Annotated in this window: 15 protein-coding genes and 1 pseudogene; 12 read left to right on the top strand and 4 right to left on the bottom strand. The window is 71.8% G+C overall.

The features are described 5' to 3' along the window. Nucleotides 1-74 precede the first annotated feature (74 nt). Both H7A69_RS12595 and H7A69_RS12590 read right to left on the bottom strand, forming a co-directional pair. Nucleotides 75-1,280, bottom strand: coding sequence for a sensor histidine kinase (locus H7A69_RS12595; protein WP_182047317.1), 1,206 nt, complete (start codon nucleotides 1,278-1,280; stop codon nucleotides 75-77). Beyond that, nucleotides 1,273-1,908 (bottom strand): response regulator, encoded by a 636-nt coding sequence (locus tag H7A69_RS12590; protein WP_182047316.1) that lies wholly within the window; start codon nucleotides 1,906-1,908, stop codon nucleotides 1,273-1,275. The genes H7A69_RS12595 and H7A69_RS12590 overlap by 8 nt, the downstream gene beginning before the upstream one ends. Nucleotides 1,909-1,973: 65 nt before the next feature. Between H7A69_RS12590 and H7A69_RS12585 the strand changes: the two genes are divergently transcribed. Then, entirely contained in the window at nucleotides 1,974-2,759 is a 786-nt protein-coding gene (locus tag H7A69_RS12585; protein ID WP_259346216.1) for a GntR family transcriptional regulator, read from the top strand. Between the two features lie 98 nt (nucleotides 2,760-2,857). Here H7A69_RS12585 and H7A69_RS12580 read toward each other — a convergent pair whose 3' ends face one another. Both H7A69_RS12580 and H7A69_RS12575 read right to left on the bottom strand, forming a co-directional pair. Then, entirely contained in the window at nucleotides 2,858-3,310 is a 453-nt protein-coding gene (locus tag H7A69_RS12580) for a PTS glucose transporter subunit IIA (RefSeq protein ID WP_069711959.1), read from the bottom strand. Beyond that, on the bottom strand, nucleotides 3,307-3,543 hold the full coding sequence (locus H7A69_RS12575; RefSeq protein ID WP_069711960.1) for a PTS transporter subunit EIIB: 237 nt from the start codon (nucleotides 3,541-3,543) through the stop codon (nucleotides 3,307-3,309). The genes H7A69_RS12580 and H7A69_RS12575 overlap by 4 nt, the downstream gene beginning before the upstream one ends. Before the next feature lie 183 nt (nucleotides 3,544-3,726). Between H7A69_RS12575 and H7A69_RS12570 the strand changes: the two genes are divergently transcribed. The 11 genes and pseudogenes from H7A69_RS12570 to H7A69_RS12520 all read left to right on the top strand — a co-directional run. Next, nucleotides 3,727-4,995 (top strand): PTS transporter subunit EIIC, encoded by a 1,269-nt coding sequence (locus tag H7A69_RS12570; RefSeq protein ID WP_182047315.1) that lies wholly within the window; start codon nucleotides 3,727-3,729, stop codon nucleotides 4,993-4,995. Between the two features lie 114 nt (nucleotides 4,996-5,109). After that, on the top strand, nucleotides 5,110-6,027 hold the full coding sequence (locus tag H7A69_RS12565) for a metal ABC transporter solute-binding protein, Zn/Mn family (RefSeq protein ID WP_182047314.1): 918 nt from the start codon (nucleotides 5,110-5,112) through the stop codon (nucleotides 6,025-6,027). Nucleotides 6,028-6,083: 56 nt separating this feature from the next. Beyond that, the gene (locus H7A69_RS12560) at nucleotides 6,084-6,914 is read left to right on the top strand and encodes a metal ABC transporter ATP-binding protein (protein WP_223246552.1); all 831 of its coding nucleotides are present in this window, start codon (nucleotides 6,084-6,086) and stop codon (nucleotides 6,912-6,914) included. Then, nucleotides 6,914-7,858, top strand: coding sequence for a metal ABC transporter permease (locus H7A69_RS12555; protein ID WP_069711964.1), 945 nt, complete (start codon nucleotides 6,914-6,916; stop codon nucleotides 7,856-7,858). The genes H7A69_RS12560 and H7A69_RS12555 overlap by 1 nt, the downstream gene beginning before the upstream one ends. Next, nucleotides 7,855-8,268 carry a Fur family transcriptional regulator gene (locus H7A69_RS12550; RefSeq protein WP_069711965.1) on the top strand — a complete coding sequence of 138 codons (414 nt, stop codon included), beginning with the start codon at nucleotides 7,855-7,857 and terminating at the stop codon, nucleotides 8,266-8,268. Before H7A69_RS12555 ends, H7A69_RS12550 begins: the two co-directional genes overlap by 4 nt. A 10-nt stretch (nucleotides 8,269-8,278) precedes the next feature. Then, complete coding sequence (locus H7A69_RS12545; RefSeq protein WP_182047313.1) at nucleotides 8,279-8,974, top strand: alpha/beta fold hydrolase; 696 nt, start codon at nucleotides 8,279-8,281, stop codon at nucleotides 8,972-8,974. Nucleotides 8,975-9,245: 271 nt separating this feature from the next. Further along, a complete protein-coding gene (gene rpmB / locus H7A69_RS12540; RefSeq protein WP_022903747.1) occupies nucleotides 9,246-9,482 on the top strand; it encodes a 50S ribosomal protein L28 in 237 nt (78 codons plus the stop codon). After that, nucleotides 9,482-9,652, top strand: a complete 171-nt coding sequence (gene rpmG, locus H7A69_RS12535; protein WP_022908193.1) for a 50S ribosomal protein L33 — start codon at nucleotides 9,482-9,484, stop codon at nucleotides 9,650-9,652. Before rpmB ends, rpmG begins: the two co-directional genes overlap by 1 nt. A 2-nt stretch (nucleotides 9,653-9,654) precedes the next feature. Continuing rightward, nucleotides 9,655-9,960, top strand: coding sequence for a 30S ribosomal protein S14 (gene rpsN, locus H7A69_RS12530; protein ID WP_022903745.1), 306 nt, complete (start codon nucleotides 9,655-9,657; stop codon nucleotides 9,958-9,960). Between the two features lie 294 nt (nucleotides 9,961-10,254). Then, nucleotides 10,255-10,542, top strand: coding sequence for an HU family DNA-binding protein (locus H7A69_RS12525; RefSeq protein ID WP_058727660.1), 288 nt, complete (start codon nucleotides 10,255-10,257; stop codon nucleotides 10,540-10,542). 169 nt (nucleotides 10,543-10,711) lie between these two features. After that, nucleotides 10,712-11,494: pseudogene (locus H7A69_RS12520) on the top strand (copper transporter); the annotation flags it as partial.

The raw sequence follows: 11,494 nt of genomic DNA, 5'->3' as shown, positions 1-11,494 counted from the left end.
GACGGCGTGAACCGCGGTGGCCGGTCGGCCACCGGGCATCCCCCGGGCGGTGGTGGTCCGGCCCGGTGCGACGGTCAGGGGACGGGTACGCCCGGACGGTGCTCGACCGGCAGCCGCAGGTGCAGCGCGAACCCGTCGCCGGGCTGCGGGCCGGACTCCAGGTGGCCGCCGAGCAGCGAGGCGCGCTCGCCGAGGCCGATGAGGCCGAGCCCGGAGCCGGGGAGCTCGAGCCGCTCGGCCTGCGCCGGGCCGTTGACCAGGTCGACGAGGACCTGGTCCCCGTGCAGCCGACCGCTCACCCGGACCCGCGCGCCGGGGGCGTGCTTCCTGACGTTCGTGAGCCCCTCCTGCACGAACCGGTAGACCGCGCGCTGCACGGGCAGGGGCAGGGTGTCGGGCAGGTCGACCGCCACCTCGGTCTCGAGTCCGCTCGCCGCGACGAGCCGGTCGAGGTCGGCGAGCACCGGCTGCGGGGCCGTCTCGCGGTCGGTCCCGCCGGACGCGCGCAGGACCAGCACCATCTCGCGGAGCTCCTGCAGGGTGACGACGCAGAGCTGGCGGATCGTCCGGGCGAAGGCGCGCTCGCGCTCGTCGCGTCCGGCCATCTGCACGCCGCCGGCCTGCACCGCGATCAGCGTGACCTGGTGCGAGACGACGTCGTGCATCTCGCGGGCGAGCAGCGCGCGCTCGCGGGAGAGCGCCACCGCCGCGGCCTGGCGGCGTTCCTCGCTCCGGGACGCCCGCAGTTCGGCGATCCGGTCCACCAGGTCCGCCCGCGTCCGGACGAGCAGCCCGATCGCGAGCGGACCGAGCGCGAAGATCAGCGCGTAGACGACCGAGACGACGATCTCGTCGAGCTGCTGCGGCGGCCCGACGACGAAGCCGCTGAAGCCCACGAACTGCACCGCGGCCGCCAGGAGCATGAGCCACCGGCGGTCCGTCCGCTCGCCGAGGGTGAACAGCGCGACGCTCGCCGCCACGACCCCGGACCCGAAGAAGAGTGCGGGCATCGTCAGGGCGAACGTGAGCACGGGCAGCCGGCGCCGCAGGACCAGGGCCGCGGCGGCGACCACGGAGACGGTGACCTCGGTCGCCGTCGCACCCGCGATGTCGAGCACCGCGTCGACGACGGCGGCCGCGAGGAAGAGCGCGTCCACCAGCCACCAGGGGGCGGGGTGCGCACGCGCACGGCGCAGGCCGGCGTCGACGAGCGCGTCGAGCCTCCCGTCCGTCCGCGCCAGCAGTGCCCGGACGCGCGCGACGCGCGTCCGCTCAGCCATCGAGGAGCCCGGCCTCGGCGGCGCGCAGCGCGAGCTGGACGCGCGTCGTGACGCCGAAGGCGGCGAGCAGCGCGCGCACGTCCTCCTTGACGGTCCCGGTGCTCACGCCGATGCGCTGCCCGATCTCGGGGTTGCTCGCGCCCGCGGCGACCAGGCGCACGACGTCGTGCTCCCGGGCGGACAGCGCGGGCGCCTCGACGGTCGGGCGGGGCGCGAAGAGCCGCGTGCGGTCGAGTCCGGGCGCGAGCACGATCCCGCCGCGGGCCAGGGCGCGGACGTACTCGGCGAGCGACTCCGGGTCGGTGTCCTTGAGCAGGAAGCCCGCCGCGCCGCACTCCATCGCCTGCGCGACGACCTGCGTGTCGGTGTCGAACGTAGTGAGCATGGCGACCGCGGGCGGTTCGGGCAGCGCGCGGAGGGCGTCGAGGACCTCGAGCCCGTTCACCCGCGGCATCCGCACGTCGAGCAGGACGACGTCGGGACGGTGGCGACGGACCGTGTCGACAGCGTCGACGTCGCCGCTCGTGGCGACGACGTCGATGTCCGCCGCCGCGCCGAGGATGAGTTCGAAGCCGTACCGGACGAGGGTCTCGTCGTCCACGATCACCACCGAGGTCACGGTCGTCATCTTGACACGCCGTTGGCGAACGCGGACCGACTCGCTACTGTGAGGGGAACTGGTCATGTCCGCGCATGACCACCGGCACGACCGGTCACGACGAGCGACGGAGCACGGGGACCCGCATGACGACCCGCATCACCGAGGGCGCCGAGCCGAAGCACCAGCAGCTCCGCCGGATCCTGCTGGACCTCGCGACCACGCGGCTGGCCCCCGGTGCGGCGATCCCCTCGGAACGGCAGCTCATCGCGGAGTACGGCGTCTCGCGGATCACGGTGCGCGAGGCCCTCGGGCAGCTCGTCAACGAGGGCTACCTCGAGCGCGTGCGGGGCAAGGGCACGTTCGTGGCGCGACGTCCGGTGCAGTCGACGCTCCACCTGGCGTCGTTCACCGAGGAGATGCGCGCGCTCGGGCACGTGCCGACGACGGTCGTGCTCGTGCGCGAGGAACGCGTGCCGCCGGCGGACACCGTCGCGGCACTGCGGCTGGCCGACGGGGACACGGCGCACCACCTCAAGCGGCTCCGGATGGCGGACGGGGTGCCGGTGTCGATCGACGACGCCTGGCTCTCGGCGTCGGCGTTCCCGGGGCTCCTCGAGCAGGACCTGTCGGGGTCGGTGTACTCGCTCGCGGCGGACGAGTACGGCACGCCGATCGACCGGGCGCGACAGACCGTGGCCGCCAAGGCAGCGGCCGACGACGTGGCCACCCTGCTCGGGACGCGGACCGGCGCACCGGTGCTCGAGTTCGACCGGGTGTCGTACTCGGGGGACCGGCCGGTCGAGCACGCACGCTCCTGGTACCGGTCGGACCGCTACCGGGTGCAGATGGAGGTCACGGCGTCCCGTCCCTCGGCGTGAGGCGCCGCGCCGCGAGCCTCGGCTCCGCGGACATCTTCGCGGTCACCGGACCGCGAAACTGTCCGCAGGGGCGAGGCTCGGCAGCGCCGCCCGGGCCGTCAGACCGTGAAGAGCGTGGCGCCGTCGGTGAGGGTCGTGCCGACCGTGGACTGCTCGACGGAGTCCGGCGCGCTGCCGAGCACCACGACCGGGCACACGGGCGAGTAGCCGGCGGCCGAGATCGCCGCGGGCGTGAAGCGCACGACCGGGTCACCGGCGCGGACGGTGTCGCCCTCCGCCGCGAGCAGCTCGAAGCCGTCGCCGTGCAGCTTCACCGTGTCGATGCCGACGTGCACCAGGACGTCGGTCCCGGCGGTGCCCTGCAGGGCGAACGCGTGCGGGTGCAGCTTGACGATCGTGCCGTCGACCGGGGCGACCGCGGTCACCGCGTCCTCGACGCCGGTCGGGTCGACCGCGACCCCGGCGCCGACGAGCTGCCCGGCGAACACCGGGTCGGGCACGTCGGCGAGGGCGACGACCGGCCCCGCGAAGGGGGTCCGGACCGTCGTCACAGCTCGTCCTGGATGTCCTGCGCGAGGTTGTCGGCCACGGTGCCGACGATGACCTGCCAGCCGGTGCCGCCACCGACGACGGCCTGCGCGCCCGCGGCCTGCAGCGCGGCCTTGTCGACGAGGTCACCGTCCTCGACCTCGACACGGAGGCGCGTGATGCAGCCCTCGACCTCCTCGATGTTGTCGACCCCGCCCAGCGCGGCGATGATGTCGGCTGCCTTGATGTCGGCCATCGGTTCCTCCTCGTTGCGGTTTCCGTGCCGGGTTGACACACATCCGGTCACCGGTTCAGACTACGGAACTGGTCATGACCGGACAGGACCGGACCCGGCGGTACCGCCGAGGCTACCCGCGCCGGACGCGTGACTCAACCCACCCACCGCCGACAGCTCCACCCGATGACGAGAGGACCGCCGATGAGCACCGCTGCTGCAACGGACGTGCCGGACAAGAAGACCCCGAAGAAGCAGTCCAGGCTCTTCGCGAACGCTCAGCGCCTCGGCCGGAGCCTGCTCCTGCCGATCGCGGTGATGCCGGCGGCCGGCATCCTCAACCGCATCGGCCAGCCCGACCTGCTCGGCGCCATCCCCGGGTTCGAGACCGGCGCCGGCGTGATCTCCGCGGCGGGCCAGGCGATCTTCACGTGGCTGCCGCTGCTCTTCGCGGTGGGCATCGCGATCGGCTGGGCCAAGAAGTCGGACGGTACCACGGCGCTCGCCGCGGTGGTCGGCTACATGGTCATGTACGAGGTCTTCGCCGTCATGTCGCCGATCGTGCTCGCGGGCGTCAAGGACGCGAACGGCGACCAGGCCACGATCAACTTCGGCGTGCTCGGCGGCATCGTGATGGGTCTCGTCGCCGCCAACCTGTGGCAGCGGTTCCACCGGACGAAGATGCCCGACTTCCTCGGCTTCTTCTCGGGGCGTCGACTCGTCCCGATCCTCACCGCGGCGGCCGGCCTGGTCATCGCCGTGCTGATGTCCTTCGTCTACCGCTACTTCGACATCGCCCTGAGTGCCGCCGGCCAGGCGGTGTCGGACAACGCCGTCATCGGCGGCGGCATCTTCGGGTTCGCGAACCGCATGCTCATCCCGGTCGGCCTCCACCAGCTGCTCAACTTCTTCCCCTGGTTCCAGCTCGGGAGCTTCACGAACGCGGCCGGGGACGTCGTGCACGGCGACATCCCGCGCTTCCTCGCCGGTGACCCCACCGCGGGCATCTTCCAGACGGGCTTCTTCCCGATCATGATGTTCGCGCTGCCGGCCGGTGCCCTCGCCATCTGGCGGAACGCGAAGCCGCAGAACCGCAAGCTCGTCGGCGGCATCATGCTCTCCGCGGCGCTCACCTCGTTCGTCACGGGTATCACCGAGCCGCTCGAGTACTCGTTCATGTTCGTCGCGTTCCCGCTGTACGTCATCCACGCGGTCCTCACGGGTACGTCGCTGGCGCTGGTGAACGCGCTCGGGATCCACGACGGCTTCTCGTTCTCGGCCGGTGCGATCGACTACGTGCTGAACTTCGGCAAGGCGGACGGGGCGATCTGGCTGATCCCGATCGGCCTGGCGTACGCGGTCGTCTACTACTTCCTGTTCAGCTTCGTCATCAAGAAGTGGAACCTGCGGACCCCGGGCCGCGAGGAGGACACGATCGCCGAGAACACGATCGACGCCGCCACCAAGGCCTAGTCGCCACCACGCGACGGACGGGAGGCGCGGTGCCGGATGGCACCGCGCCTCCCGTCCGTCGTTCGGCTGATACTGGTTTTGACAACCGTTATCAGCAAGCCGTACGCTCGTCCCATGCAGAACCGCCGTCTCCTCGCCCTGCCGCTCGTCGCCGGCGCCGCAGCCCTCGTGCTGACCGGGTGCGCCACGTCCTCGTCCGGCAGCGGGAGCGGCAGCGACGACGGCACCGTCCGCGTCGTCGCCTCGACCAACGTGTACGGCTCGATCGCGAAGACCGTCGGCGGCGACGACGTCGAGGTCACGAGCATCCTCGACGACCCGTCGCAGGATCCGCACTCGTTCGAGTCCAGCGCGCGGACGCAGCTCGCGGTGTCCCGGGCCGACCTGCTCATCGAGAACGGCGGCGGGTACGACGACTTCATGACGACGCTCGCGAAGGCCTCGGGCACCAAGGCCGACACGATCGACGTGGTGGAGCTCTCCGGCCTCGACGCGGGCGGTGACGCCGAGTTCAACGAGCACGTGTTCTACGACTACCCGACCATGGTCAAGCTCGTGGCCGACGTCGAGCAGCGCCTGACGAAGCTCGACTCCGCGCAGGCCGACACCTTCGAGCGCAACGCGAAGGCGCTCACCAGCAAGCTCGACGACCTCGAGTCGCAGACCGCGGCGGCCAAGGAGGAGGTCGACGGTCAGAAGGTGTCGTACACCGAGCCGGTGCCCGGGTACCTGTTCGACGCGATGGGCCTCGACAACGTCACGCCGGAGGCGTTCTCGGAGGCGATCGAGGAGGGCGACGACGTCCCGCCGGCCGCGCTCAACGACACGCTCCGACTGTTCAGCGAGAAGCAGGTGAAGCTGCTCGCCTACAACGAGCAGACGTCCAGCCCGGAGACCGAGCAGGTGAAGCAGGCCGCCGACCAGGCCGGCATCCCGGTGGTCGGTGTCACGGAGACGCTCCCGAAGGGGGAGGATTACGTCTCGTGGCAGCAGGCGAACATCGACGCGATCCAGGGGGCGCTCACGAAGTGACCGCGGTCCAGACCCCCTCGCGAACCGCTGCGGCTCCCGGCCGTGGCGGTTCCGCCGTGCTCGCGCTCCGCGACGCCGCACTGTCCTACGGCTCGCGGGCGCTCTGGTCGCACCTCGACCTCGACGTGGCACCGGGGGAGTTCGTCGCCGTGCTCGGGCCGAACGGGGCCGGCAAGACCTCGCTCCTGCGCACGGTCCTCGGCCAGCAGCGCCTGACCGGCGGCACGATGTCGTTCCTCGGTCGGCCCGTCCGCCGTGGACACCGGAGGATCGGGTACATCCCGCAGCAGCGCCTGATGGAGTCCGGCACGCCGCTCCGCGCGCGGGACATGATCGCGCAGGGGGTCACCGGGTCGCGCTGGGGCGTCCTGCCCGCGAGTCGTGCCGAGCGAGCGCGCATCGACCGCATCCTCGACGAGGTCGGCGCGACGGCGTTCGCGGACGCCCCGGTCGCCGAGCTGTCCGGGGGCGAGCAGCAGCGCACCCGCGTCGGGCAGGCCATCGCCGCCGACCCCGCGTTGCTGCTGTGCGACGAACCGCTCATCTCGCTGGACCTGCGGCACCAGCGCGGGGTCACCGAGCTCATCGACCGGCAGCGCCGCCAGCAGGACGCCGCCGTGCTGTTCGTCACGCACGACGTGAACCCGATCCTCGACGTCGTCGACCGGGTCCTCTACATCGCGGGCGGGCGCTTCCGGATCGGCGCGCCCGACGAGGTGCTGCGGGCCGACGTCCTCTCCGACCTCTACGGCACCCCCGTCGACGTCGTCCGGACCATGGGCCGCATCGTCATCGTCGGTGCGAACGAGGCCCACGACCAGACCGGGGCGCACCACCACTGCGACCCGGACCCACACGCCACCACACCGGACGAAGGGCGGATCTGATGGACGTCCTGTCGACCGTCTTCTCGTTCCAGGACTACGGCGAGCTCCTGGTCCTCGTGCAGAACTCGATCTGGGCCGGCGCCGTGCTCGGCATCGTCGGCGGGCTCATCGGCCCGTTCGTCGTCGCCCGCAACATGCCGTTCGCGGTGCACGGCATCTCGGAGCTCTCGTTCGCCGGGGCCAGTGCCGCACTGCTGTTCGGGGTGAACGTCGTCACCGGCTCGCTCGTCGGGTCGGTGGTCGCGGCGCTGCTGATCGGGCTGCTCGGCTCGCGGGCCCGCGACCGGAACTCGATCATCGCCGTGCTCATGCCGTTCGGTCTCGGGCTCGGCATCCTGTGCCTGGCGCTCTACAAGGGGCGGGCGGCGAACAAGTTCGGGCTGCTGACCGGACAGATCGTCTCGGTCGACAACCCGCAGCTGACCTCGCTCGTGGTCGTCTCCGCGATCGTCGTGGTCACGCTCCTGGTCGTCTGGCGCCCGCTGATGTTCTCGTCGGTCGACCCCGACGTCGCGGCGGCGGCCGGGGTGCCGGTCCGGACCCTCGCGATCGTGTTCATGCTCGCGCTCGGCCTGGCCACCGCGGTCTCCGTGCAGATCGTCGGCGCGCTGCTGGTGCTCTCGCTGCTCGTCACCCCCGCGGCCGCCGCGCTGCGCCTGTCGTCGCACCCCGTGGTCGTGCCCGTGCTCTCGACGGTGTTCGCCGTGGTGTCGGTCGTGGGTGGCATCCTGCTCGCACTCGGCGGCGGCCTGCCGATCAGCCCGTACGTCACGACGATCTCGTTCGTGATCTGGGTCGTCTGCCGCATCGTGGGCGGACGCAAGGACCGGCGCGGACGCGACCGGATCGCGGACCGCGAGCAGACCGACGGAGGCGCACCGAGCCTCCCGTCCGGGACCGACGCGTCGACCGACGCGACCCGCAGGGAAGGAGTCACCGCATGAACGCCGTGCAGAAGCCGAAGCGGAACACCTGGCAGCGCGAGGCGGTGCGCAGCGCGCTGTCCGGCACCGAGGGGTTCGTCAGCGCGCAGGCGCTCCACCAGCACCTGCGTGACGGCGGGTCCACCATCGGACTGGCGACGGTCTACCGGGCGCTCGCCGACCTGGCGACCGAGGGAGATGCCGACTCGCTGCAGCAGGACGGCGAGTCGCTCTACCGTGCGTGCACGACGGACCGGCACCACCACCACCTCATCTGCCGGAACTGCGGCCGGACCGTCGAGATCGAGGCCGACCCCGTCGAGCGGTGGGCGCAGGACGTCGCCGCCGCGAACGGGTTCACGAACGCGAGCCACGTCGTGGACATCTTCGGCGAGTGCGCGGTCTGCACCGCGGCGCGCACCGGGGAGTAGCCTCCCGCGCATGCACGTCATCCTGGTGCCCGGGTTCTGGCTCGACGCGAGCGCGTGGGACGAGGTGACGCCCGTGCTGCAGGAGGCCGGGCACTCCGTCCAGGCGGTCACGCGGACCGGCGCGACGCTCGACGAGCAGGTCGCCGGGATCGTCGCGGTGCTCGACGAGGTCGCGACCCCCGCCGAACCCGTCGTGCTCGCCGGCCACTCGGGAGCAGGCCCGATGGTGCTCATGGCCGCGGACCAGCGGCCCTCGCTCGTGGCGCACCTGCTGTACGTCGACACGTTCCCCGGGCCCGAGGGCGGGTGCGTCAACGACGAGCTGCCCGTGGTGGACGGCGTCGTGCCGCTGCCGTCGTGGGACGTGTGGGAGCCGGCGACCGTCCGGGGGATGACGCCCGAGCTGCGCGAGGCCTTCGAACGCCGGGCGGTCCCGGAACCCGCTGCCGTGCCCTCCGACCCGTTCCACTACGCCGACCCCGCACGGCACCGGATCCCGGCGACCGTCGTGTCCTGCGAGGTCCCGGCGGCGGAGCTCGCGGCGATGGTCGCGGAGCACCACGCCTGGACGACCGAGCTCTCGGCGGTGGAGGACCTGACGATCGTGGGCCTCGAGACCGGGCACTGGCCGATGTTCACGGCGCCGGGGGAGCTCGGGGCGCTCCTGGTGCAGGCGCTCGCGCCGCGGCCGACCGACGGGCTGTAGGCGGGCCCGCCCCGGCTTGTGACACGCCCGGTCGTCGCGTAGTGTTGACCCCTGGTCCGCCGCGTCCGCGTGGCAGACCCAGTTGTTCCAAGCCCTCCGACCGTCGCGAACGCCGCGGTCGCGCGGTGCTCGCAGCCCCTTCGACAGGGTCCGCGGGCCTGGGCGGTGCACACAACCCCCTCGCAGCCCGTTCCGACGGACCTGCGCGTGTGCGCCAGGCAAGTGAACTTGGGAGCGGCCGTCCGGTCGCTCGGTACCTCAGGAGGAAACCATGGCAGCAGTGTGCCAGGTGACCGGAGCCACCCCCGGCTTCGGACACAACATCTCGCACTCGCACCGCCGGACGAAGCGTCGCTTCGACCCGAACGTGCAGAAGAAGACGTACTACGTGCCCTCGCTTCGTCGTAACGTCACGCTCACGCTCAGCGCAAAGGGCATCAAGGTGATCGACGCACGCGGCATCGAGTCCGTCGTCAAGGATCTCCTCGCCCGTGGGGAGAAGATCTGATGGCCAAGAAGGGTCAGGACGTCCGTCCGATCATCAAGCTCCGCTCCACCGCGGGGACCGGGTTCACCTACGTGACCAAGAAGAACCGTCGCAACAACCCGGACCGCCTCGTGCTCAAGAAGTACGACCCGGTGATCCGCAAGCACGTCGACTTCCGTGAGGAGCGCTAAGCATGGCGAAGAAGAGCAAGATCGCGAAGAACAACCAGCGCGCCGAGGTCATCGCGCGCTACGCCGAGCGTCGTCTCGAGCTGAAGAAGGCCCTCGTGGACCCGAACGGCACCGACGAGTCGCGTGAGGCCGCCCGCGTCGGCCTGCAGAAGCTCCCGCGCGACGCGTCGCCGGTGCGCTACCGCAACCGCGACGCCATCGACGGTCGCCCCCGTGGCCACCTCGGTGAGTACGGCATCAGCCGTGTCCGCTTCCGCGACATGGCCCACCGTGGCGAGCTGCCGGGCATCACGAAGAGCTCCTGGTAAGCACCATCCCGCACGAACGCCCCGTCCCCTCCGAGGGACGGGGCGTTCGTCGTCCCCCCGGTCGCTGAGCAGCCGTCACGATCGTCACATCCGTCACTCGGACCCCTCGGAACCCTCGACAAGCCCGGAAATCCGGGCGAGTCGGTCGTCCGCACACCCGCTGGCTGGTAGGTTCGCTGTCGGTTCCGCCCGGCGTGCTCGCCTGTGGAGCCACCACGTCCAGGGCACCCGCTCCGGGCGGGCGGGCGTCCCGAACGTCCCACCGACACTGCAAGAAGTCCGAGGAGGACATCCATGGCTGACAAGTCACTGAACCGCACCGAGCTCGTCGCTGCCGTCGCGCAGGAGTCCGGCCAGAGCCAGGCCACCGTCAACGGCGTCGTCGACGCGCTGTTCAGCGTCGTCTCGTCGTCGGTCGCCGACGGCACCAAGGTCACCATCCCGGGCTGGATCGCCTTCGAGAAGACCCACCGCGCCGCGCGCACCGGCCGCAACCCGCAGACGGGTGACGCCATCGAGATCGCCGCGAGCGACTCGGTCAAGGTCAGCGCCGGCTCGAAGCTCAAGGCTGCCGTCAAGTAGCACCCCCGGAACACCACTCGGAAGGGACGGCCTCGGCCGTCCCTTCCGTCGTTCCCGGACGACGTCAGGGTCCACGGGCACCCCTGCACGGCCGGGAGGCGCGGGTCACCGCCCACAGGTCGGCCCACCCGCGTGCCGTGGTCGGGCGGGCAGCGCCTAGGCTTGTCGGGTGGACCGGATCGCACGCATCGCCGGCCCCGCCGTGCTGCTGCTCGTCGGGTTCGTCTCGCTCCTCGTCGCCCTCGTGATCGGCGGCGGGGCGGACCGTGCACTCATCGCGGACCCCGGCGCCGTCGTGCGCTTCGGGCTGCCGATCGCGCGGCTCGTCGTCGACCTGTCCGCCGCCGCGACCATCGGCGGACTGGCACTCACCGTCGTCGGACTGTCCCGCAGCCGTCCGGAGTGGAACCGCGCGATCGACGTCGCCGCGGGTGCCGCCGGCGTCTGGACCGTGGCGGCAGCCGTCACCACGTTCTTCACGTTCCTGTCCGTCGCCGGGTCGCCCGTCAGCATCGGCGAGCAGTTCGGCCAGTCGATGGGGGTGTTCCTCACCGGGACCGACCTGGGGACGGCCTGGCTCGTCTCCGTGCTCGTCGCGGCCGCGGTGACGGTGCTCTGCTTCGCCGTGCGCGGGCGTGGCATGGTCGCCCTCACCACCGGTGTCGCCATGATCGGGCTCGTGCCGCTCGCGCAGCAGGGGCACGCCGCCGGGACCGCCAGCCACGACTCGGCCGTGACCGCGCTCGGGCTGCACCTCGTCGGCGCCGCGCTCTGGGTCGGCGGGCTGCTGCTCGTCGTCCTGCTGCGGAACGTCCTTCCCGGCGACCGGCTGCCGCTCGTCGTCTCGCGGTACTCGAGCATCGCGCTGGGGTGCTTCGTCCTCGTCGCGGTGTCGGGCACCGCCTCGGCGCAGATCCGCGTCGGAGCACTGTCGAACCTCGCGACGCCGTAC

The sequence above is a fragment of the Curtobacterium sp. ME26 genome, from assembly GCF_903970945.1.
Lineage (GTDB): Bacteria > Actinomycetota > Actinomycetes > Actinomycetales > Microbacteriaceae > Curtobacterium > Curtobacterium citri.
This window is presented reverse-complemented; position numbering and strand designations above follow the sequence as displayed.

Coding starts and splice junctions, on each gene's coding strand:
- H7A69_RS12595 (WP_182047317.1), bottom strand. CDS start 1,280: ATGGCTGAGCGGACGCGCGTCGCGCGCGTCCGGGCACTGCTGGCGCGG.
- H7A69_RS12590 (WP_182047316.1), bottom strand. CDS start 1,908: ATGACGACCGTGACCTCGGTGGTGATCGTGGACGACGAGACCCTCGTC.
- H7A69_RS12585 (WP_259346216.1), top strand. CDS start 1,974: ATGACCACCGGCACGACCGGTCACGACGAGCGACGGAGCACGGGGACC.
- H7A69_RS12575 (WP_069711960.1), bottom strand. CDS start 3,543: ATGGCCGACATCAAGGCAGCCGACATCATCGCCGCGCTGGGCGGGGTC.
- H7A69_RS12570 (WP_182047315.1), top strand. CDS start 3,727: ATGAGCACCGCTGCTGCAACGGACGTGCCGGACAAGAAGACCCCGAAG.
- H7A69_RS12565 (WP_182047314.1), top strand. CDS start 5,110: ATGCAGAACCGCCGTCTCCTCGCCCTGCCGCTCGTCGCCGGCGCCGCA.
- H7A69_RS12555 (WP_069711964.1), top strand. CDS start 6,914: ATGGACGTCCTGTCGACCGTCTTCTCGTTCCAGGACTACGGCGAGCTC.
- H7A69_RS12550 (WP_069711965.1), top strand. CDS start 7,855: ATGAACGCCGTGCAGAAGCCGAAGCGGAACACCTGGCAGCGCGAGGCG.
- H7A69_RS12545 (WP_182047313.1), top strand. CDS start 8,279: ATGCACGTCATCCTGGTGCCCGGGTTCTGGCTCGACGCGAGCGCGTGG.
- rpmB (WP_022903747.1), top strand. CDS start 9,246: ATGGCAGCAGTGTGCCAGGTGACCGGAGCCACCCCCGGCTTCGGACAC.
- rpmG (WP_022908193.1), top strand. CDS start 9,482: ATGGCCAAGAAGGGTCAGGACGTCCGTCCGATCATCAAGCTCCGCTCC.
- rpsN (WP_022903745.1), top strand. CDS start 9,655: ATGGCGAAGAAGAGCAAGATCGCGAAGAACAACCAGCGCGCCGAGGTC.
- H7A69_RS12525 (WP_058727660.1), top strand. CDS start 10,255: ATGGCTGACAAGTCACTGAACCGCACCGAGCTCGTCGCTGCCGTCGCG.